The organism is Stenotrophomonas sp. 107298_Sma (assembly GCF_056480345.1).
Genome location: NZ_CM151094.1, coordinates 1897698 through 1919188 on the forward strand (window position 1 = coordinate 1897698; position 21491 = coordinate 1919188).

Consider the following 21491-nt stretch of genomic DNA (forward strand, 5'->3'; position numbering starts at 1 on the left):
TCATGGCTTCACCCTGGCGGGACAGAATCCTCGGCCTGATGCCGCGTTCGGCCATCGTCTGCCACGACCTTTTCATGGTCTGGGCATGCTGGCAGCTGCTCCATGCGGGGCGCTACTCGATCCTTCCCAACGCGCCCGCGCTTCCCCTTTGGAATGTCGACACCACCCTGGTACTGCTGCTGCAGGGCCTGGTGTTCTGGCGCGTTGGCCTGTATCGCGGGCTGTGGCGTTTCGCCAGCGTCAGCGACCTGCTGAACATCTTCAAGGCCAGCTTCATCGGCATGGTCGCCATCGTGCTGGTGCTGATGTGGAAGCGCTTCGATGGCGTACCGATGTCGGTGCTGGTGATCTATCCGTTCGCACTGTCGGCGCTGCTGGGTGCGCCCCGGCTGCTGTACCGGGCCTGGAAGGATTACCAGTCGCTGCAGTCGGATTCGTCCGCGCGGCGCGTGTTGATCCTCGGTGCCGGCCAGGCGGCCGAGACCCTGGTCCGCGACCTGCGCCGGTCGGGCAACTTCGAGCCGGTGGGCCTGCTGGACGATGCACCCCACCTGCGAGGGGCCAAGCTGCAGGGGCTGCCCATCCTGGGCGGCCTGGACGACGCGCCGGCGGTGGTTCGCGAAACCGCGGCCAAGCTGCTGGTCATTGCTATTCCGTCGCTGGATGCCGCGGGCATGCAGCGGATCGTCGCCATCTGCGAAAGCACCGGCGTGCCGTTCCGTACCGTACCCAAGCTCAGCGACATCCTGCAGGGCCAGTCGCTGCCAGGGCAGTTGAAGGAAGTGGCGATCGAGGATCTGCTCGGCCGCAAGCCGATCATGCCGGACTGGAACCTGATTCGCGGCTGGTTGGGCGGGCGTACGGTGATGGTCACCGGTGCCGGTGGCTCGATCGGCTCGGAGCTGTGCCGCCAGTGCGCGCGCCATGGCGCCGGCCGCATCATCCTGCTGGAGATCAGCGAGCTGCTGTTGCTGACCATTGAAGGCGAGCTGCGCCGCAGCTTCCCCGATGTCGAGGTCGAAGCGGTACTGGGCGACTGTGGCGACCCGGCGGTGATCCGCCACGCGTTGTCGCTGCATCCGGTCGATACCGCGTTCCATGCCGCTGCCTACAAGCATGTGCCGGTGCTGGAGCGTCAGCTGCGCGAAGCGGTGCGAAACAATATCCTGGCCACCGAGAACGTGGCTCGTGCCTGCCTTGAGGCGCACGTCGAGCATTTCGTGTTCATCTCTACCGACAAGGCGGTTGATCCGGTCAATGCGCTGGGTGCCAGCAAGCGCTACGCCGAGATGATCTGCCAGAGCCTGGACCAGAGGTCCACGCATACCCGGTTCGTCACCGTGCGCTTCGGCAACGTGCTGGCCTCGGCCGGCAGCGTGGTGCCGCTGTTCCGCGAGCAGATCCTGCGCGGCGGACCGGTTACTGTCACCGACCCGGAAGTCAGCCGCTACTTCATGACCATCCCGGAGGCCTGCCAGTTGATTCTGCAGGCCGCCGCGTCAGCCTCGCATGGTGCGATCTATACGCTTGACATGGGTGAGCCGGTGCCAATCCGCGTCCTGGCCGAACAGATGATCCGCCTGGCCGGCAAGCAGCCGTACAAGGACATTCCGATCATCTACACCGGCCTGCGCCCGGGCGAGAAGCTGCACGAGACGCTGTTCTATTCGGACGAGGACTATCGTTCGACCGCGCACCCGAAGATTCTCGAGGCCGGTGTGCGCACGTTCGCGCGCGATGTGGTGCTGGGCAATGTCCCGCGCCTGCGCGAGGCGGTGTGCAGCTACGACACCACCAGCATCCAGGAGATCCTGTTCGCGACGATGCCGGAGTTCTCTCCCATCGAACAGGATGCTTACATTTCATCCGCTAAAGTCGTGCCCTTTCCGGCACGTGAGGCCAACAGGCACCAATGAGCAAGCGAATTCGCAAGGCAGTTTTTCCAGTGGCAGGGCTCGGGACGCGCTTTTTGCCGGCAACCAAGACGGTGCCGAAGGAAATGTTGCCGATCATTGATCGTCCGCTGATCCAGTACGCGGTTGATGAAGCGATCGAAGCGGGCTGCGACACGCTGGTGTTCATCACCAACCGCTACAAGCATGCGGTGGCCGATTATTTCGACAAGGCCTACGAACTGGAGCAGAAGCTCGAGCGTGCCGGCAAGCTGGAACAGCTGGAGATGATCCGCCATGTGCTGCCCAACGGCGTGCGTGCGATCTTCGTGACCCAGGCTGAAGCGCTGGGTCTGGGCCATGCGGTGCTGTGTGCCAAGGCGGTGATCGGCGACGAGCCGTTCGCGGTGCTGCTGCCGGACGACCTGATCTGGAACCGTGGCGATGGCGCGCTGAAGCAGATGGCCGACCTCAACGAAGCCAGTGGCGCCAGCGTGATCGCGGTGGAAGACGTGCCGCATGACAAGACCGCCAGCTACGGCATTGTCGCCACCGATGCGTTCGATGGCCGCAAGGGTCGTATCTCGCAGATCGTAGAGAAGCCGAAGCCGGAGGACGCACCGAGCGACCTGGCCGTGGTCGGCCGCTACGTGCTGAGCCCGAAGATCTTCGAACTGCTGGAGCAGACCGGCAGCGGTGCCGGTGGCGAGATCCAGCTGACTGATGCGATCGCGCAGCTGCTGAAGACCGAAGAGGTGGATGCCTATCGTTTCGAGGGCACCCGTTTCGATTGCGGCACGCACCTGGGGCTGGTGGAGGCGACGATTCGCTTCGCGCTGGACAACCCGAAGCTGGCCGGCCCGGCACGCGAGAAGCTGGCGGCGATGCTGGCGGAATAAGGTGTTTTCAAGCGCTCCGTTCGCGGCGCCTTGATTGATACGTGATGGGCGGGACGGGTGGGCCTTTGCAGGACACGCCGTAAACCCGTCCATGGGGGCTCGGTCGCCGCATCCATGCGGCGAACGGTCCTGCAAAGGCCCACCCGCCCCGCCTGTCAGGTTTCCTGCGGGCGCGGACGGGAAGGGCGGAATCAGAGGGCAAGAGCAAAAGCGAAAAGGCAGCCGATGGCTGCCTTTTTCGTTTCCGCGAGCGTCGAGTCGGGGTCGGATCCCTTTGCGTAGCAAAGGGCTCTGACCCCAGCTCTTGATCCTGCCTTTGCTCCCCCTCCGCCGCGCGGAATGATGGATGGCGCGGGTGGGTGAGGCTGACCGGGACCGTTGGCGCCATGGATGGCGCCATCGAGCCCCCAAGGGTGAGGGCGCTTTGGTTGCGAAGCACTGCTTCGCAAGCGCCCGAACGCACAGCCGCTAGCGGCTGGGCCGGACCCCGGAGGGGGGGGCACGGCGTGTCCCGGGCAGTCTCACCCACCCGGGCCCCACAGCAAACCGACACTGCAGCCGGCAACGCCTTGAACCTTACAGCGCCTCGAAAATACCCGCCGCACCCATGCCGGTGCCGATGCACATCGTCACCATGCCGTACTTCTGCTGGCGACGACGCAGGCCGTGCAGCAGGGTCGCGGTACGGATCGCGCCGGTTGCGCCCAGCGGATGGCCCAGGGCGATCGCGCCGCCCAACGGGTTGACCTTGCTCGGGTCCAGGCCGCAATCGCGGATCACCGCCAGCGACTGCGCGGCGAAGGCTTCGTTGAGCTCAATCCAGTCCAGCTGGTCCTGGGTCAGGCCGGCCTGCTTCAGTGCCTTCGGAATCGCGGCGATCGGGCCGATGCCCATCACTTCCGGGCGCACGCCGGCCACCGAGAAGCTGACGAAGCGGGCCAGCGGGGTCAGGCCGTAATCCTTGATTGCCTGTTCCGACGCCAGCAGTACCGCGCCGGCGCCATCGCTCATCTGCGAGGAGTTGCCGGCAGTGACGGTGCCGCCGAACTGGCCGTTGCGGAACACCGGGCGAAGCTTGGCCAGGCCTTCGGCCGAGGAATCCGGGCGCGGGCCTTCGTCGGTGTCGGCAATCTTGTTGCGGGTGATGATGCGCTTGCCGTCGGCGAGGTCGGGCTGGTGCGAGACGATCTCGTACGGGCTGATCTCGTCCTTGAAGTCGCCGTTCTGGATGGCGGCCATGGCCTTCTGGTGCGAGGCCAGGGCGAACGCGTCCTGGTCTTCGCGCGAGACCTTCCACTCTTCAGCGACCTTCTCGGCGGTGATGCCCATGCCGTAGGCGATGGCGACGTGGTCGTTGTCGAACACGCTCGGGGCCATCGCAATCTTGTTGCCCATCATCGGCACCATCGACATCGATTCGGTGCCGCCGGCCAGCATCAGGTCGGCGTTGCCAAGGCGGATCGCGTCGGCGGCCTGCGCCACGGCCTGCAGGCCGGAGGAGCAGAAGCGGTTCACGGTCTGCGCGGCAATCGTGTTCGGCAGACCGGCCAGCAGCACGCCGATGCGGGCCACGTTCATGCCCTGCTCGGCTTCGGGCATCGCGCAGCCGATGATCGCGTCATCGATGCGGTTGACGTCCACGCCCGGCGCCTGCGCGACGACGCTGCGCAGCACGTGGGCGAGCATGTCGTCGGGGCGGGTGTTGCGGAACATGCCCTTGGGCGCCTTGCCAACCGGGGTGCGGGTGGCGGCGACGATGTAGGCGTCCTGGATTTGCTTGGTCATTGCAGTGATCTCTCGAAGTTTTTTGCCGGTGTGCCCGCCAAGGTGGGCACCTACCAGAGGCAGAGGGATGCCGACCCGTGGCCGGCACCCGCCATCAATCAATTACGCAGCGGCTTGCCGGTCTTCAGCATGTGCGCGATGCGGGCCTGGGTCTTTTCCTGCTGGGCCAGTTCGACGAAGTGCTTGCGCTCCAGGGTCAGCAGCCACTCTTCGTCGACCAGGGTGCCGCGGTCGACCTTGCCGCCGCACAGCACGGTGGCGATGCGCTCGGCGATCTCGTAGTCGTACGGGCTGATGAAGCGGCCTTCCAGCATGTTGACCAGCATCATCTTGAAGGTGGCGATACCCACGTCACCGGCGACCTGGATGCGGCGTGCCGGCAGCGGCGGACGGTAGCCCGCTTCGGCCAGGGCGCGTGCTTCGGCCTTGGCGATGTACAGCGCCTCGTAGCTGTTGAACACCACCTTGTCGGTGCTGCGCAGCAGGCCCAGTTCCTGGGCGTTGACCGCCGAGTTGGACACCTTGGCCATCGCCACGGTCTCGAAGGTCTTCTTCAGTTCGGCGAACACGTCACCGCCCGGGCCAGCGGCCTGCGAGGCACGCACGGCCAGTTCCTTCAGGCCACCACCGGCCGGAAGCAGGCCGACGCCGGCTTCGACCAGACCGATGTAGCTTTCCAGGAAGGCCACGGTCTTGGCGCTGTGCATCTGGAACTCGCAGCCGCCACCCAGGGCCAGGCCACGCACCGCAGCCACCACAGGCACCAGCGAGTACTTGATGCGCTGGCTGGTGCGCTGGAAGTTGTGCACCATCGCTTCGAACTGGTCGACCTTGCCGGCCTGCAGCAGGCCGAGCGCGCCGGCCAGGTCGGCACCGGCGGAGAAGGGTTCCTTCTGCTGCCAGATCACCAGGCCCTGGAAGTCCTTCTCGGCACGCGACACGCATTCCTGCAAGCCGTCGAGCACGTGGTCGGAGACGGTGTTCATCTTGGTCTTGAAGCTGACCACGGCAATGCCATCACCGTCGTGCCACATGCGCAGGCCGTCGTTCTCGAACACGGTCTCGCCCGGCGCGAACTTCTCGCCCAGCAGCGGATCCGGGAAGCGCTGGCGCTGGTACACCGGCAGCGACGAGCGCGGCAGCTTGGCGTTGCGCGACGGGCTGTAGCTGCCCTCGGCGGCGTGCACGCCATCGCGGCCATCGAACACCCAATCCGGCAGCGGGGCGTTGCTCATGCTCTTGCCGGCCACGATGTCATCGGCAATCCACTGTGCGACCTGCTTCCAGCCGGCAGCCTGCCAGGTTTCGAACGGGCCCAGCGACCAGCCGTAGCCCCAGCGGATGGCCAGGTCCACGTCGCGCGCGGTCTCGGCGATGTCGGCCAGGTGGTAGGCGCTGTAGTGGAACAGGTCGCGGAAGGTCGCCCACAGGAACTGCGCCTGCGGGTGCTGGCTCTCGCGCAGCTTGGCGAACTTCTCGGCCGGGTTCTTGATCTTCAGGATCTCGACCACTTCCGGTGCGGCGGCGCGGTCAGCCGGACGGTAGTCCTGCTTTTCCAGGTCCAGCACCACGATGTCCTTGCCGACCTTGCGGAAGATGCCGGCGCCGGTCTTCTGGCCCAGTGCGCCCTTGGCAATCAGCGCGTCCAGCCACTTCGGCGACTTGAAGAATTCATGCCACGGGTCGTTGGGCAGGGTGTCGCCCATGGTCTTGATGACGTGGGCCATGGTGTCCAGGCCGACCACGTCGGAGGTGCGGTAGGTGGCCGACTTCGGGCGACCGACCAGCGGGCCGGTCAGGCCGTCCACTTCATCGAAGCCCAGGCCGAACTGCTGGGTGTGGTGGATGGTCGACAGGATCGAGAACACACCGATGCGGTTGCCGATGAAGTTCGGGGTGTCCTTGGCGTACACCACGCCCTTGCCCAGGGTGGTGACCAGGAATTCTTCCAGGCCTTCCAGCACGGCGGCGTCGGTGGTGGTGGCCGGGATCAGCTCGGCCAGGTGCATGTAGCGCGGCGGGTTGAAGAAGTGCACGCCGCAGAAGCGGTGGCGCAGCTGTTCGGGCAGCACGTCGGCCAGCTTGTTGATGCCCAGGCCCGAGGTGTTGGAGGCCAGCACCGCGTGATCAGCCACGAACGGGGCGATCTTCTTGTACAGGTCCTGCTTCCAGTCCATGCGCTCGGCGATGGCCTCGATGATCAGGTCGCAGTCCTTCAGCTGTTCCAGGCCGCCTTCGTAGTTGGCCGGGGTGATGGCTTCAGCCAGCGACTTGCTGGCCAGCGGCGCCGGGCTCAGCTTGCCCAGGTTGGCGATCGCCTTCAGCACGATGCCGTCGGCCGGACCTTCCTTGGCGGGCAGGTCGAACAGCACGGTGTCGACGCCAGCGTTGGTGAGGTGGGCGGCGATCTGGGCACCCATGACGCCGGCACCCAGCACGGCGGCGCGGCGGACTAGCAGGGAATTGGACATGGTGTAGGGCCTTTGTTGGTCAGCAGTTACTGGGTGGAATCAATGGAGGCGGGCAGGGCGCTGCCGCTGCGTGCGGCGGCGCGGAACCCGGCCTCGGCGAAATGGATCAGTTCATGGGCGGCATGGGCACGATGCGCCGCTTCGGTGACACCGGCGGGACGTTTGATCAGCCCGAAGTCGGCCATGGCATAGGTGAGCGAACCGGCCAGGAAATCCAGCCGCCAGTACAGCTCTTCCTTGCTCAGGCCGGGCACGCATTCGGCGATGGCCTTGCCGAACGCACGCAGCACATGGCCGTAATGGTCGGACAGGAACTTGCGCAGGTTGTCGTTCTTCTCGGCATAGGCGCGCGCGATCACACGCACGAAGGCGCCACCGCTCTGCCGGTCCTGGGCCATGGCCAGGGCCGGCTCGACGAAGGCGGCCAGCACCGGGCGCAGCTGGCCGGGGTGCTCGGCGCGGGCGCGCTCGAGCTGCGACAGGCGGGCGCCGGTCATTTCGTCCATGCGGCGGCGGAAGACCTCGTTGACCAGGTTTTCCTTGGAGCCGAAGTGGTAGTTCACCGCTGCGATGTTGACGTCGGCCTGGCTGGTGACCTGGCGCAGCGAGGTGCCGGCAAAGCCGTGCTGGGCGAACAGCTCCTCGGCGGCGCCGAGGATCCGGTCCTTGGTCGAGAAGTGGGCGGGCTTGGCCATCGGGCGGGTGGACCTTAATCAAACGATTGTTTGATACTAGAACCAGACGGTAGCGTATGGCATTTTGCAGTGCAGCAAAAATGCCTCGGCTGGTCAGAATCCGCTCAGGTGGGTGAATGGGGTGGTGGCTGGGGCCGGATCCCCCTCGGGCTCCGACCCCGGTGCTGGCCCCGGAATTGGGATCAGAGCCCCTGCGGGGATCCGACCCCTGCGGCCGGCACTACCACCCTGCCGCGATATCTCTTACAATCCGCGCACGTTTATCAGGCTAAGCCCGCGTTTCGACGCGGCTTTTTTTTTGTTACCCTTCGGGCCATCAGCGGCCCGATTCCATTGGAGACATCCCATGGCGCTGGAGCGCACCCTTTCGATCATCAAGCCGGACGCCGTTGCCAAGAACGTCATCGGCGAAATCTACGCCCGCTTCGAAAAGGCCGGCCTGAAGGTCGTGGCCGCCAAGTACAAGCAGCTGTCGCGTCGTGAAGCGGAAGGCTTCTACGCCGTGCACCGCGAGCGTCCGTTCTTCAACGCACTGGTCGAGTTCATGATCTCCGGCCCGGTGATGATCCAGGCCCTGGAAGGCGAGAACGCCGTCCTGGCCCACCGCGACCTGCTGGGCGCCACCAACCCGAAGGAAGCCGCTGCGGGCACCATCCGCGCCGACTTCGCCGAATCCATCGATGCCAATGCCGCCCACGGCTCGGACTCGGTCGAGAATGCCGCGATTGAAATCGCGTACTTCTTCGCCGCCACCGAAGTCGTCTCGCGCTGAGAGTAATGCCGTGAACGAGGTCGTACAGAAAATCGCCATCCAGCCGCTGCCGAAGTCGGCACCCACGGCTGGCAAGCAGAACCTGCTCGACCTCGATCGCGCGGGCCTGGAGAAGTTTTTCGTCGAGGTTCTCGGCGAGAAGAAGTTCCGCGCCCATCAGGTGATGAAGTGGATCCACCATCGCTACGTCACCGAGTTCGATGAGATGACCGACCTCGGCAAGGTCCTGCGCGCCAAGCTGCAGGAGCATGCCGAGGTCCTCGTCCCGAACATCGTGTTCGACAAGCCCTCCGCCGACGGCACCCACAAGTGGCTGCTGGCGATGGGCGTGGATGGCAAGAACGCCATCGAGACCGTGTACATCCCCGACAAGACCCGTGGCACGCTGTGCGTGTCCTCGCAGGTCGGTTGCGGCCTGAACTGCACGTTCTGCTCCACCGCCACCCAGGGCTTCAACCGCAACCTGACCACCGCCGAGATCATCGGCCAGGTGTGGGTTGCCGCGCGCCACCTGGGCAACGTGCCGCACCAGATGCGCCGCCTCACCAACGTGGTGATGATGGGCATGGGCGAGCCGTTGATGAATTTCGACAACGTCGTGCGCGCCATGAGCGTGATGCGCGACGACCTGGGCTACGGCCTGGCCAACAAGCGCGTGACCCTGTCGACCTCCGGCCTGGTGCCGCAGATCGACCGCCTGTCCACCGAAAGCGACGTGTCGCTGGCGGTGTCGCTGCATGCGCCCAACGATGCGCTGCGCGAGACCCTGGTGCCGCTCAACAAGAAGTATCCGATCGCCGAGCTGATGGCTTCGTGCGCACGTTACCTGCGCGCCAACAAGCGCCGCGAATCGGTCACCTTCGAATACACCCTGATGAAGGGCATCAACGACAAGCCCGAGCATGCCCGCGAGCTGGCCCGCCTGATGCGCCAGTTCGACAACGCGGTGCAGGCCAAGGATTCGGGCAAGGTCAACCTGATCCCGTTCAACCCGTTCCCGGGCACCCGCTACGAGCGTTCGGAAGAAGCACACATCCGCGCCTTCCAGAAGATCCTGCTCGACAGCAACGTGCTGACGATGGTCCGCCGCACCCGTGGCGACGACATCGACGCCGCCTGTGGCCAGCTCAAGGGCCAGGTGATGGACCGCACCCGCCGCCAGGCCGAGTTCAACAAGACGCTGCAGGCGGGGAAGGGGAGCGATGCCGCGGCCTGACCGCCTCTGGCTGGTCCTGATCGCAGGCGTGCTGGCCGTCACGGTCACCGGCTGCAAGTCCCGTCCGAAGGCCAAGCTGGGCCCCAGTGAGGCGCCGGTTTACTCGGTTCGTGATCCGGATGGCGTTCGCCAGCAAGTGCGCTGGCAGGAGCTGCTGACCCTGGCCGGCCGCGACATCCAGTCCGGCAATCTGGACGCCGCCGAGCGCAAGGCGCGCGAGGCGCAGAGGCTGGTGCCCACGGCCCCCGATGGTCTGGTCCTGCTTGCGGGCATCGACGAGCGCCGCGGTCGCAGCCAGCAGGCTGGCGAGAACTTCCGCAAGGCTGCCGAGCTGGCGCCGCAGCGTGGTGACGTGCTCAACAATTACGGTGCCTGGCTGTGCCAGCAGGGCAGTGCCGCCGAATCGCTGATCTGGTTCGACCGTGCGCGGCAGGCGCCGGGCAACTCTGCGGCCGCTGAAGCACAGGCCAATGCCGGAAGCTGCGCATTGGATGCCGGCCAGCTCGAGCGTGCCGAGCGCGACCTGCGCGCGGCACTCGCAGTGCTGCCCGGTAACCCGGTCGCGCTGGAGGCGATGGCCCAGCTGAGCTTCCGCCAGGGCCGCTACATGGAGGCCCGGGCCTTCGCCGAACGTAGGATTGCAGCTGCACCCGCAACGCGTTCCGTGTTACAACTTGCGTCTCAAATCGAAGCGCGGCTGGGTGATCGGGCGGCATCTGATCGCTATATTCAGCGGATTCGACAGGAATTTCCGCAGGAAGCGGGCTCCTAACTCCAGGGTTGATGCATTGTGATTGATGACCAGACTGTGAGCGCTCTCGAGACTGCGGCCGGCTGCGGCACCCGCCTGCGCCAGGCCCGTGAGGCGGCCGGACTGACCCTCGAAGATGTCGGCTCGCGCCTGCGCATGCCGATCCAGGTGGTCAGGTCGCTGGAAGAAGAACAATGGCAGAAGCTCGGCGCGCCCGTGTTCGTGCGCGGCCAGTTGCGCAGCTATGCGCGCCTGCTGGATGTGGACGTGGGCCAGCTGCTGGAGCAGGCCCAGGTCGGGCCGGTGGTCCCGCCCACCCTGGTCAGCCATACCCATACCCCGCGTGCGCGCCGTATCGCCGAGAACCTCGGGCGGCGCGTGCTTTATGTCGGTATCACTGCGGTGCTGGCCGTGCCGGTGTGGTTCGCCACCCGTGGCCACTTCGATGGCAGTGCCACCCCGGCGCCGAATACCGCGTCGCTGGATGCGCTGCCGGCCGCCGTGCCGGTGACCCCGTCCGCAGCAGGCATCGAGCCGTCCACGCCGGTCGAAGTGGCGGCCGCGCCGGCCAGCAAGCCGGCGGCAACCCCATACGTGGCCTCGCTGGCTCCGGTGCCGCGTTCGGCCCCTGCTGCCGCTGCGTCCAATACGCTGGACATGCAGTTCAATGGCGACAGCTGGGTCGATATCGGCGGCCCGGACGGTACCAGTGTCGAGAAGGCGCTGATCAAGTCCGGCGAGAGCCGCAGCTTCACCCCGGGCCAGGTTGCCCGCGTTACCTTGGGCAATGCCTCGGCGGTCCAGGTTCAGCAGAATGGCGCTATCGTCGATCTGACCCCCTACCAGCGAGCCAACGTGGCACGCTTTCAGGTATCCTCTGAAGGCTCCGTAGTCCCGGTTTCGCACTGAGGCGCGGTTTCACCACCTTCGATTAATCCCAATGGTCCCTCCCGACGGGCGGGGCGAGAGTACGCATGGCGATCGACGATCTGCTCGACGAGCACGAACAAAGTGAACGCGTCCGCAGCTGGCTGCGGAAGAATGGCGCCAGCATCCTCGGTGGCGTAGTCATCGCCATCGGTGCCATTGCCGGCTGGCAGTGGTACCAGAAGGATCAGGGCGGCAAGCTGGCCTCGGCCAATGTCGAGTACCAGAAGGCCCTGGTCGGCCTTCAGCAGAACAAGCTTGACGACGCCTCCAAGGCGGTCAAGGCGCTCGAAGCCGGCCCGTCCAGCATCTACGGCGACCTCGCGGCGCTGCAGCTGGCCAAGGCCCAGGTCGACGCCGGCAAGAACGAAGAAGCGCTGGCCACCCTGCGCGCCGTGAAGGTCGAAGGCGACCTGCAGCGCGTGGTCGACCAGCGCGTGGCCCGCCTGCTGGTGGCTACCGGCAAGAGCGACGAGGCCATCAAGCTGCTCGGCAGCGCCACTGACAGCAGCAGCCTGGAGATCCATGGCGACGCGCTGATGGCGCAGGGCAAGCGCGATGACGCCCGTGCACAGTACGAGAAAGCGCTGAAGACGCTGGACGTGGCAGCGCCGCAGCGGCGCCTGCTGGAAACCAAGGTTATGGATGCTGGCGGCACGGTCGCCGCCCCTGCGGAGTCGGTTTGATGAGTCAGAAGGTCATGATCACCCGCGTCGCCACCGTGCTCCTGATGGGCATGGCGTTGACTGGCTGCAGCACCGTGAAGGGCTGGTTCGCCGGCAAGGACGCGGCAGCGAAGAAGGCCCAGGAGCCGGCTGAACTGGTCAAGTTCGAGCCCTCCGTGAAGGTCAACAAGGCCTGGTCGGTCAACCTCGGCAAGGGCGAGCGCCGCATCGGCGTGCGCCAGGGCCCGGCAGTGGCCAACGGCCACGTGTTCGCCGCGGCGATCACCGGTGGCGTCCACGCCATCGACCTGCAGACCGGCAAGAAGGTCTGGACCTGGGAGCCGAAGAAGGAAAAGAAGAAGGCCAAGCTGCGCCTGTCCGGTGGCCCGGGTGTCGGTGAGAACCTGGTCGTGATCGGCACGCTCGACGGCCAGGTCATCGCCCTGGACATCAACGACGGCAGCGAGAAGTGGCGCGCCCGTGTTCCGGGTGAAGTCATCGCCGCACCGGCCGTTGCCCAGGGCATGGTCTTCGTGCGCAGCAATGATGGCCGTGTGACCGCTTTCGATGTCGGCAACGGCACCCAGAAGTGGTTCAACCCGAGCGAATTGCCGGCGCTGACCGTGCGTGGCAACGCGCCGGTGGTGACCGGTCCGGGCGTGCTGTTCATCGGCAAGGACGAAGGCGCGGTTGCCGCGCTCGGCATGCAGGATGGCCGCACCCTGTGGGAACAGAACCTCGGCAACGGCGAAGGCCGTACCGAGCTGGAGCGTATGGCCGACGTCGATGGCGCCCCGGTGCTGGAGGGCAACACCCTCTATGTAAGCAGCTTCAAGAACCAGACCATGGCCATCGAAGGCCCGACCGGTCGCCCGCTGTGGGCGCGCGACCATGGCGGCGCGGGTGGCGTGGCGGTTTCGTCTGGCAATGTTTTCGTTACCGACAACAAGGGCGGCGTGTTCGGCCTGGACAAGGCGACCGGCGCAGCAATGTGGTCGCAGACCGAGCTGGCGCGTCGTTCGCTGACCGGCCCGGCGTTGCACGGCGACTACGTGGTGGTCGGTGACTACAAGGGATACGTGCACTGGTTGAAGACCGCCGATGGGGCGATGGCTGCACGGGCAAAGAGCGGCGGTGACGCCCTGCTTGCCCAGCCAATCGTCGTAGACGGGGTGCTGCTGGTGCAGAACGTGGATGGCAAGCTGACCGCCTTCCGGTTGGCAAATTAAATAATGGAGTAATCGCGATGCTGCCTTTGGTCGCCCTGGTTGGACGGCCGAATGTCGGCAAGTCGACTATTTTCAATGCGCTTACGCGCACCCGTGACGCCCTGGTCCACGACCAGCCCGGCGTCACCCGCGACCGCAACTACGGCGTCTGCCGTCTCGACGAGGACAATCATTTCCTCGTCGTCGACACCGGCGGCATCGCGGAAGAGGAAGAAGGCCTGGCTGGCGCTACCACGCGCCAGGCCCGTGCCGCCGCTGCGGAAGCCGATCTGATCCTGTTCGTGGTCGATGCCCGTGACGGCAGCTCGGCCATGGACGATGAGATCCTGGCCTGGCTGCGCAAGCTGTCGCGCCCGACGCTGCTGCTGATCAACAAGATCGACGGCACCGACGAGGACAGCGTGCGTTCGGAGTTCGCCCGCTACGGCTTCAGCGAAATGCTGACCGTCTCGGCCGCGCATCGCCAGGGCCTGGATGACCTGCTCGAAGAAGTGGTGCAGCGCCTGCCGGAAGAAGGCAGCGGTGAAGAGCTGGACAACGATCCGAACCGCATCCGCATCGCCTTTGTCGGCCGCCCGAACGTGGGCAAGTCGACCCTGGTCAATCGCATCCTCGGCGAGGAACGGATGATTGCCTCCGACGTGCCGGGTACCACCCGCGACTCGATCGCCGTGGACCTGGAGCGTGATGGCCGCGAGTACCGCCTGATCGACACCGCCGGCCTGCGCCGCCGCTCGCGCGTGGACGAGGTCGTCGAGAAGTTCTCGGTGGTCAAGACCATGCAGTCGATCGAGCAGTGCCAGGTGGCCGTGCTGATGCTCGATGCCACCGAAGGCGTGACCGACCAGGACGCCACCGTGCTCGGTGCCGTGCTCGATGCCGGCCGCGCGCTGGTGATCGCCATCAACAAGTGGGATGGCCTGACCGAGTACCAGCGCGAGCAGGCGGAAACCATGCTGTCGCTTCGCCTGGGCTTCGTGCCGTGGGCTGAGTCGGTGCGCATCTCGGCCAAGCATGGTTCGGGCCTGCGTGAGCTGTTCCGTGCGGTGCACCGCGCGCACGAATCGGCGAACAAGACCTTCACCACCAGCGAAGTGAACAAGGCGCTGGAAGTGGCCTACGAGACCAATCCGCCGCCGACCATCCGCGGCCACGTCTCCAAGCTGCGTTACGTGCACCCGGCCGGTTCCAATCCGCCGACCTTCATCGTGCACGGCACCCGCCTGAAGGAACTGCAGGAGTCTTACAAGCGCTACCTGGAGAACTTCTTCCGCAAGCGCTTCAAGCTGATCGGCACGCCGGTGAGCTTCATCTTCCGCGAGGGTGCCAACCCGTACGAAGGCAAGAAGAACGTGCTGACCGAACGGCAGGTCAAGGCCAAGCGGCGCTTGATGAAGCACGTCAAGGGCAAGTGATCCACGAAAAGGCGGCCGCAGGGCCGCCTTTTTTTGGAATGCGCCTTGGGGGGGGGCACTTGCCCAAGAAAATCTGATGGGCGTTGCGAAGTGGTTGGGTCATGCAAACAAATATCCCACCGTCACTGAAATTGCTCGTCTAGAAGCTTGCTCGCTTTGTTGGTCACATTTCTCGGATGCAGAGAAAAGTTGCTGCTGCTCACAACAGATCGGTGGATTCAGAGAGCCGTGTCGACGAAACGGGCAGAGATCTTGAAGCTTTGGGTCGCGTTGCTCCGTCTGGGGCGGGCGACTTGAGAGTGGTGATCGACGATTGAAATCCTGCTGTTCGTCGGCTCCAATAGCGCGCGGTGGACGGCAATGTGCAGTATGCGGAGCTTGGATCGCGGGTACGCAATTGCCCACAGGCATACTGTTTCGTCGAACGTGTCATCCTTCATTGAGCTCACAAGTAAACAGAGGGGGTGTGGACGCGCATGTCGCAGCCAAGCGTGGATATGGAGCTTTCGAGCGTGTCTATCGTGACCAAGGTCTACAGTTGGCGCGGCGTGCATGTCGCTTATCAGGCCAATAGTTCCTGGATTCCTTGCGCCGAAGGAAACCGGCATTTTCATGCTGTCCGTGAAAGAATTGCAAACAAGATCTGCGAAGAAGTAGAGCCTCATATCACGTGCGTCACTAAGGCCTATTCTTCTGATGGGCGCGTCACAGGATATGACTGGGAGGGTGGCTTTATTCCTCATGACTCCCAGAATCGTCTGTTCCAACTTCTTCGCGCCGCGATCGAATCTGGAGTTTGCCGTGTGGATGAGCCCCTAGCGGTCGATGCGCGTATCTCAAAGATCGATAGCCTTATTTTTTGCGTCGTTCTGGATCGGGGGTGGCAGCATCTGGCAGGTCGGTTGGAGAGGTTGATTGAACATCGAGCTAATCCCGACAGTGATCCAGTCGCTTTGCAGGTGCGGCTCCACAATCTGCCGGCCGAAGCGGGTGATGTATTTCCCTTGGTCTGCGAAGCAGTGGGAGCCGAGCTGCCGAAGCATCCGATTCCTCTGAGAGTCCTCAAGGCAGCGATGATCGAGATAGAGATCTCTGCTAAACAGTTACTTAAGGTTTTCAGGAGGGGACTTTCGCTCATCGAGGAGCGGGTCGCGCCATTTGTGAGTGATCAGTTAGAGCAGCATTTGGCGCGTTCGGGGAGAAGCAAGGCAAGGGGGCCATCAATCGATTGGCTAATTCATATGGCTCCCTATTACCTTACTTACGTCATTGCTGATGCAGCCAATGTTGCGCTTCAAGCGTTCGCACTTGAATATGGGGGCAACGTGCCTGGGCACGTAACAGAAGATGCACTGTTACGTTCCAATCTCACATTCGCGAGATGCGACGACGGCCAGATAAGGATTCAGAGGTTTGCGAGCCAGAATGATGCTTCGTTTCAGGCTCAAGGGCGTTGGGAGGGCAGGGCGGCTTTATCAACCGTATCCGGTGAACATGGCCGCAGGGTTGTCGATCTTGGATTCGTTTCTTCTCGGGCTCGGCAGCTCTTCCAGTTAGGGTTTGCGGCGGAGGCTTTGGTTGTCGTGAACGCAGCCTTTGAAGTCGTGGTCGAGCGTTATCTTCTCCTTGCCGTGGCGAGCGACATCGGTGCAGAAAAGGAGGTGAAAATCCAAGGGCACCGGCAACACCTCGAATTGCTATCGAGAGTCGTTTCAGCCGAAACAGAGCCGAACTTGCGAGGTGCGGAATTTAAGGGGTTCGTCTCGGTGATGTTTGAGGTGAATGCGATGCGCAATGATTACCTCCATCAGCTTGTGCCTCCCAGCCAAGATCCTTGGAGGCTTGCAGAGCTCGATCGAATTGTGGGACGCGTGCTGCCGTTTCTAACGGATCCGTTTCGTTCAAGGATTACCCTTGGTTGTCTTCTTCAACATGATGTACCGCAACCGGAGACGACTAGCCTTCTGCTGGCCGAACTCAAATAGTTGAACTGGGCAGGTGCACGGGCAGCTGTCACCGCCATTCCGCCGGGCTATCTCCTCAGCCGGCTTCGGCTCCGTGGCGGCGCCCGATGCAGAACGCTACTGAGTTTGCCAAGCGCCTAATGGGCAATGCCCGGGTAGCATTTCCTAGGCTGGGTAATAGGCGGAAGTCGAGCGGCTGGATGCGGGACCGCCGGTGCGGCCCACGCGGTTTCCGCGGCCGGAGAAGGCCAGTGCGCCATCATGGCGTGTCTTGGGGGCGGAGCCCTTTTCTGCGAAAAGGGATCTGACCCCGCGCATGGCCGTGTGTTTGCGATAATCCGTGCATGAGCATTCCAGAGCTTTCCCCCGAGCAGGCGCGGGCACGCGTGGCCCATGGTGCGGTGCTGATCGACGTGCGCGAGGCGCATGAGCGGGCCGGTGGCATGGCCGAAGGCGCCCGTGGCGTCGCCAAGGGCGAGCTGCTGGCTGACACGGCCGCGCACCTACCTCTGCCGGAACAGGAAATCCTGCTGATCTGCCAGAGCGGCAAGCGCTCGGCCGATGCGGCGCAGGTGCTGCTGGATGCGGGCTACACGAACGTGAGCTCCGTTGCCGGCGGCACCGTGGCCTGGCGCGAGCAGACGCTGCCGCTGGTGCAGCCACTGAGCAGCGCCGCCGACCGCGATTTCTACGACCGCTATTCGCGCCACCTGCTGCTGCCACAGGTGGGCGAGGCTGGGCAGCGCCGCCTGCAGCAGGCGCGGGTGCTGGTGCTGGGCGCGGGTGGCCTGGGCGCGCCGGCTGGCTTCTACCTGGCGGCAGCCGGGGTAGGGCGCCTGCGCTTCGCCGACCACGACCGTGTCGAGCGCAGCAACCTGCACCGGCAGATCGTGCATACCGAGGCCAGCGTCGGCCAGTTGAAGGTTGATTCGGCACGTGAGCGGCTGCTGGCGTTGAACCCGTCCATCGAGGTCGAGGCCGTGCCCGAGCGGGTCACCTCGGAGAACGTGGATCGCCTGCTGCAGGACGTTGACGTGGTGCTGGATGGTTCGGACAACTTCCCGTTGCGCTACCTGCTCAACGATGCCTGCATCAAACACGCCACGCCGATGGTCTACGCCGCCATCGAGCGTTTCGATGGCCAGGTAAGCGTGTTCGATGCCGGCCGCCAGCGCGGCGAGGCGCCGTGCTATCGCTGCCTGTTCCCGGAGCCGCCGCCGCCGGAATTCGCGCCGAACTGTTCCGAGGCCGGCGTGCTGGGTGTGCTGCCCGGCCTGGCGGGTGTGCTGCAGGCCACCGAGGTGCTGAAGCTGCTGCTGGGCATCGGCGAACCGTTGGTGGGCCGCCTGCTGCGCTTTGACGCGCTGGGCATGCGCTTCCGCGAGACCCGCATCGGGCCGGACCCGCAGTGCCCGCTGTGCGCGCCCGGCGTGCCGTTCCCGGGGTATATCGATTACGCCGCGTTCTGTCGGGGCGGGTGAACCCGTCCGGGGAGTGCGTTGGTAGATGCCGACCTTGGTCGGCGCTTTCGTGCCAACCAAGGTTGGCACCTACCGAAGCGGGTGCATGGTTGGCGCCCGCCGATGCGCATGCATGGTTGGCCCCCACCGACGCGCATGCAAGGTTTCGGGATGATGTTGGGGTCTGTCCCCGGCATCGTTCCACCTCCAAGACAATCCGACGCAACATGCGTGCTATTGCCGTCATCGGCATTGCTCTATTGTTGAACCCGATTCTGGATCTTGGGGAACACACCGCATGGCGGTAGAAGCAGCGACCAGCGAGCTGGTCAAGGTCGTGGCCCTGTTGGGCGCGGCGGTGGTGATGGTGCCTTTGTTCCGCCGGGCCGGCCTGGGGTCGGTGCTGGGCTACTTCGCCGCTGGCCTGGCGATCGGACCGTTCGGGCTGGGCTGGTTCTCCGACCCGCAGGCGATCCTGCATACCGCCGAGCTAGGCGTGGTGATGTTCCTGTTCGTGATCGGCCTGGAGATGCGGCCCTCGCACCTGTGGAGTCTGCGCAAGGAAATCTTCGGGCTGGGCACGCTGCAGATCGTCACCTGTGCGCTGGTGCTGACCAGCATCGCCAAGCTGTTCGGCCTGCCATGGCAGGTGGCCTTTATCGGCGCCACCGGTTTCGTGCTCACCTCCACCGCGGTGGTGATGCAGCTGCTGGCCGAGCGGGGTGACATCGCGCTGCCATCGGGGCAGAAGATCGTCTCCATCCTGCTGTTCGAAGACCTGCTGATCGTGCCGCTGCTGGCGCTGGTGGCCTGGATGGGACCGAGTGCTGGCAGTGCCGATGGCGAGGGTTCGCGTTGGCTGTCGGTGGCGATCGGCGTCGGTGCCATCGTCGGCCTGGTGCTGGTTGGCCGCTTCCTGCTCAACCCGCTGTTCCGCGTGCTGGCCGAATCGAAGGCACGCGAAGTGATGACCGCCGCCGCGCTGCTGGTGGTGCTGGGCGCGGCGCTGTTGATGCAGCTGTCCGGGTTGTCGATGGCGATGGGCGCGTTCCTGGCCGGCGTGCTGCTGAGCGAATCGACCTTCCGCCACCAGATCGAAGCAGACATCGAACCGTTCCGCGGCATCCTGCTGGGCCTGTTCTTCCTCAGCGTGGGCATGGCGCTGGACCTGGGCGTGGTGGCCGGCAACTGGCCGATGATCCTCGGCCTGGTGGTCGCGCTGATGGCGGCCAAGGCGCTGTGCATCTACGTGGTTGCGCGCCTGATGGGCAGTGACCACGCGCAGGCGCTGGACCGTGGCGTGCTGATGGCGCAGGGCGGCGAGTTCGCCTTCGTGCTGTTCTCCGCCGCCGCATCGGCCGGCGTGATCGATCTGGAGATCAATGCCAACTTCACCGCCGTGGTGGTGCTGTCGATGGCGCTGACCCCGCTGGTGGTGCTGGTGTACAAGCGCATCGCACCGAAGCCGACGGTGAACATGGATGGCGTGGACGAGGCCGACGGCCTGTCCGGCAGCGTGCTGCTGATCGGCTTCGGCCGCTTCGGCCAGGTCGCCAGCCAGTCGCTGCTGGCGCGCGACGTGGATGTGACCATCATCGACAACGATGTGGAGATGATCCAGAGCGCGGCGCGCTTCGGCTTCAAGATCTACTACGGCGATGGCACGCGGTTGGATGTGCTGCATGCCTCCGGCGCTGCTACCGCACGCGCGATTGCGGTGTGCGTGGACAAGGCTGAGGCCGCCGACCGTATCGTTGAACTGGTGGCGCACGAGTTCCCGCAGGCCAAGCTCATGGTGCGTTCGTTCGACCGCGAGCATTCGCTGCGGCTGATCCATGCCGGTGTCGATTTCCAGATCCGCGAGACCTTTGAATCGGCAGTGCTGTTCGGCCAGTCTGCACTGGTCGAGCTGGGCGCTGACGAAGACGATGCGATCGAGATCGCGACCGAGATTCGCCGCCGCGATGCCGAACGATTCGAGCTGGAGATTGCCGGTGCCGGGCTGACTGACGGAGCGCGGATGATGTACGGCAACACGCCACAGGGCGTGCCGACACCGACCCCGTTCACCGCGCCGAAGCGGGAGAGCAAGACGCTGAACCCGCAGGATGTGCCGGAAGAGGAAGAATAAGGTCTGCGGGTCGGATCCCTTTCCAAAGGAAAGGGCTCTGACCCGTTTTGCCATGTTGGGGTCAGAGCCCTTTGCCTGTGGCAAAGGGATCCGACCCCATCAGGACCCCATTCCGCGGTGGGCGAGGGGGCCTGAATCGGGGACAATAGCGTCCCCGCCGCCCCACGCCCGCACCCGATGACCGATTCCGCCCCCCAGCTTCCTGCCCGCATCCTTGATGGCCGCCGTATCGCCGAGGACCTGCTCGACAGCCTGAAGGTGCGCGTCGACGCCCGCGTGGCCGCGGGTGGCAGCCGCCCGGGCCTGGCCGTGGTGCTGGTGGGTGGCGACCCGGCCTCGACCGTATACGTGCGCAACAAGCGCCGCGCGGCCGAGAAGGTCGGCATCGAGGCCTATGACTACGACCTGCCGGCCGGCACCACCGAGGCCGAGCTGCTCGACCTGATCGACCAGCTCAATGCCGACCCGAAGATCAACGGTATCCTGATCCAGCTGCCGCTGCCGGGCATTCCCGACGCGCGTCGGCTGATCCAGCGCATCGACCCGCGCAAGGACGTGGACGGCTTCCATCCGGAAAACGTCGGCCACCTGGCCCTGCGCGAGTTCGGCCTGCGCCCGTGCACCCCGCGTGGCATCACCACGCTGCTGGGCCACACCGACCAGCCCGTGCGCGGCCGCAACGCCACCATCGTCGGCGTCAGTAACCACGTCGGCCGGCCGATGGGCCTGGAGCTGCTGATTGCCGGCTGCACCGTGACCAGCTGCCACAAGTTCACCCCCAAGGACGTGCTGGAACAGGCCGTGCGCAACGCCGACATCCTGGTGGTGGCGGTAGGCCGCCCCGGCATCGTGCCGGGCGAGTGGGTGAAGCCGGGCGCGGTGGTGATCGACGTGGGCATCAATCGGTTGGATGACGGCCGGCTGGTGGGCGATGTCGGGTTTGAAGCGGCTGCCCAGCGGGCCAGCTGGATCACCCCGGTGCCGGGTGGCGTGGGCCCGATGACCGTGGCCACGTTGATGCAGAACACCCTGGAAGCGGCGGAAGCGCTGAGCTGACGACCCGCTCCTGGTGGGTGCCGACCGTTGGTCGGCACAATGCCGGCAGGCCGATGACCCGCTCCTGGTAGGTGCCAACCGTGGTTGGCACACATCCATCGGGGCCATCGGCCCATCTGGGGCACCGGTGCCGGACGGATCGTGCCAACCAAGGTTGGCGCCT

General features: G+C 65.0%; 16 protein-coding genes. 13 read left to right on the forward strand and 3 right to left on the reverse strand.

Annotation, left to right across the window (positions count from 1 at the left end; genetic code table 11):
* Window positions 1-2: 2 nt before the first annotated feature.
* Window positions 3-1916 carry a polysaccharide biosynthesis protein gene (locus ACZK2G_RS08955; protein WP_046983804.1) on the forward strand — a complete coding sequence of 638 codons (1914 nt, stop codon included), beginning with the start codon at window positions 3-5 and terminating at the stop codon, window positions 1914-1916.
* On the forward strand, window positions 1913-2791 hold the full coding sequence (galU, locus tag ACZK2G_RS08960) for a UTP--glucose-1-phosphate uridylyltransferase GalU (RefSeq protein ID WP_046983803.1): 879 nt from the start codon (window positions 1913-1915) through the stop codon (window positions 2789-2791). Before ACZK2G_RS08955 ends, galU begins: the two co-directional genes overlap by 4 nt.
* A 576-nt stretch (window positions 2792-3367) precedes the next feature.
* Here the strand turns inward: galU and ACZK2G_RS08965 are convergent.
* From ACZK2G_RS08965 to ACZK2G_RS08975, 3 genes are all read right to left on the reverse strand, one after another.
* Window positions 3368-4576 carry an acetyl-CoA C-acyltransferase gene (locus tag ACZK2G_RS08965; protein WP_046986530.1) on the reverse strand — a complete coding sequence of 403 codons (1209 nt, stop codon included), beginning with the start codon at window positions 4574-4576 and terminating at the stop codon, window positions 3368-3370.
* 98 nt (window positions 4577-4674) lie between these two features.
* Window positions 4675-7047 carry a 3-hydroxyacyl-CoA dehydrogenase/enoyl-CoA hydratase family protein gene (locus tag ACZK2G_RS08970; RefSeq protein ID WP_136639462.1) on the reverse strand — a complete coding sequence of 791 codons (2373 nt, stop codon included), beginning with the start codon at window positions 7045-7047 and terminating at the stop codon, window positions 4675-4677.
* A 26-nt stretch (window positions 7048-7073) separates the two neighbouring features.
* A complete protein-coding gene (locus ACZK2G_RS08975) occupies window positions 7074-7742 on the reverse strand; it encodes a TetR/AcrR family transcriptional regulator (protein WP_046986532.1) in 669 nt (222 codons plus the stop codon).
* A 346-nt stretch (window positions 7743-8088) separates the two neighbouring features.
* Here ACZK2G_RS08975 and ndk point away from each other — a divergent pair, with 346 nt between their 5' ends.
* The 11 genes from ndk to folD all read left to right on the forward strand — a co-directional run bounded on the left by ndk (window position 8089) and on the right by folD (window position 21328).
* Complete coding sequence (ndk, locus tag ACZK2G_RS08980; RefSeq protein ID WP_008265389.1) at window positions 8089-8514, forward strand: nucleoside-diphosphate kinase; 426 nt, start codon at window positions 8089-8091, stop codon at window positions 8512-8514.
* A gap of 10 nt (window positions 8515-8524) precedes the next feature.
* Window positions 8525-9730: a dual-specificity RNA methyltransferase RlmN gene (gene rlmN, locus ACZK2G_RS08985; RefSeq protein WP_046986533.1), complete on the forward strand. Its 1206-nt coding sequence runs from the start codon at window positions 8525-8527 to the stop codon at window positions 9728-9730.
* Window positions 9717-10502, forward strand: a complete 786-nt coding sequence (locus ACZK2G_RS08990) for a tetratricopeptide repeat protein (protein ID WP_478475269.1) — start codon at window positions 9717-9719, stop codon at window positions 10500-10502. The genes rlmN and ACZK2G_RS08990 overlap by 14 nt, the downstream gene beginning before the upstream one ends.
* 18 nt (window positions 10503-10520) lie before the next feature.
* Window positions 10521-11390 (forward strand): RodZ domain-containing protein, encoded by an 870-nt coding sequence (locus ACZK2G_RS08995; protein WP_478475271.1) that lies wholly within the window; start codon window positions 10521-10523, stop codon window positions 11388-11390.
* Between the two features lie 65 nt (window positions 11391-11455).
* Complete coding sequence (locus ACZK2G_RS09000; protein ID WP_046986536.1) at window positions 11456-12094, forward strand: YfgM family protein; 639 nt, start codon at window positions 11456-11458, stop codon at window positions 12092-12094.
* The gene (gene bamB / locus ACZK2G_RS09005) at window positions 12094-13302 is read left to right on the forward strand and encodes an outer membrane protein assembly factor BamB (RefSeq protein WP_006361681.1); all 1209 of its coding nucleotides are present in this window, start codon (window positions 12094-12096) and stop codon (window positions 13300-13302) included. Before ACZK2G_RS09000 ends, bamB begins: the two co-directional genes overlap by 1 nt.
* 17 nt (window positions 13303-13319) lie before the next feature.
* Complete coding sequence (der, locus tag ACZK2G_RS09010; protein WP_253078309.1) at window positions 13320-14717, forward strand: ribosome biogenesis GTPase Der; 1398 nt, start codon at window positions 13320-13322, stop codon at window positions 14715-14717.
* 512 nt (window positions 14718-15229) lie between these two features.
* Complete coding sequence (locus ACZK2G_RS09015; protein ID WP_478475273.1) at window positions 15230-16702, forward strand: hypothetical protein; 1473 nt, start codon at window positions 15230-15232, stop codon at window positions 16700-16702.
* Window positions 16703-17025: 323 nt separating this feature from the next.
* Window positions 17026-18162, forward strand: a complete 1137-nt coding sequence (moeB, locus tag ACZK2G_RS09020) for a molybdopterin-synthase adenylyltransferase MoeB (RefSeq protein ID WP_478475274.1) — start codon at window positions 17026-17028, stop codon at window positions 18160-18162.
* Between the two features lie 277 nt (window positions 18163-18439).
* Window positions 18440-20272 carry a monovalent cation:proton antiporter-2 (CPA2) family protein gene (locus ACZK2G_RS09025; RefSeq protein ID WP_478475275.1) on the forward strand — a complete coding sequence of 611 codons (1833 nt, stop codon included), beginning with the start codon at window positions 18440-18442 and terminating at the stop codon, window positions 20270-20272.
* Window positions 20273-20449: 177 nt separating this feature from the next.
* Window positions 20450-21328, forward strand: a complete 879-nt coding sequence (folD, locus tag ACZK2G_RS09030; RefSeq protein WP_478475277.1) for a bifunctional methylenetetrahydrofolate dehydrogenase/methenyltetrahydrofolate cyclohydrolase FolD — start codon at window positions 20450-20452, stop codon at window positions 21326-21328.
* The last annotated feature ends 163 nt before the right edge of the window (window positions 21329-21491 follow it).

Bases quoted from the DNA above. Each gene is read 5' to 3' on its own strand.
- ACZK2G_RS08990 (WP_478475269.1), top strand. From the start codon at position 9,717: ATGCCGCGGCCTGACCGCCTCTGGCTGGTCCTGATCGCAGGCGTGCTG.
- ACZK2G_RS09000 (WP_046986536.1), top strand. From the start codon at position 11,456: ATGGCGATCGACGATCTGCTCGACGAGCACGAACAAAGTGAACGCGTC.
- ACZK2G_RS08965 (WP_046986530.1), bottom strand. From the start codon at position 4,576: ATGACCAAGCAAATCCAGGACGCCTACATCGTCGCCGCCACCCGCACC.
- bamB (WP_006361681.1), top strand. From the start codon at position 12,094: ATGAGTCAGAAGGTCATGATCACCCGCGTCGCCACCGTGCTCCTGATG.
- ACZK2G_RS08955 (WP_046983804.1), top strand. From the start codon at position 3: ATGGCTTCACCCTGGCGGGACAGAATCCTCGGCCTGATGCCGCGTTCG.
- ACZK2G_RS08970 (WP_136639462.1), bottom strand. From the start codon at position 7,047: ATGTCCAATTCCCTGCTAGTCCGCCGCGCCGCCGTGCTGGGTGCCGGC.
- galU (WP_046983803.1), top strand. From the start codon at position 1,913: ATGAGCAAGCGAATTCGCAAGGCAGTTTTTCCAGTGGCAGGGCTCGGG.
- ndk (WP_008265389.1), top strand. From the start codon at position 8,089: ATGGCGCTGGAGCGCACCCTTTCGATCATCAAGCCGGACGCCGTTGCC.
- der (WP_253078309.1), top strand. From the start codon at position 13,320: ATGCTGCCTTTGGTCGCCCTGGTTGGACGGCCGAATGTCGGCAAGTCG.
- folD (WP_478475277.1), top strand. From the start codon at position 20,450: ATGACCGATTCCGCCCCCCAGCTTCCTGCCCGCATCCTTGATGGCCGC.
- moeB (WP_478475274.1), top strand. From the start codon at position 17,026: ATGAGCATTCCAGAGCTTTCCCCCGAGCAGGCGCGGGCACGCGTGGCC.
- ACZK2G_RS08975 (WP_046986532.1), bottom strand. From the start codon at position 7,742: ATGGCCAAGCCCGCCCACTTCTCGACCAAGGACCGGATCCTCGGCGCC.
- ACZK2G_RS09025 (WP_478475275.1), top strand. From the start codon at position 18,440: ATGGCGGTAGAAGCAGCGACCAGCGAGCTGGTCAAGGTCGTGGCCCTG.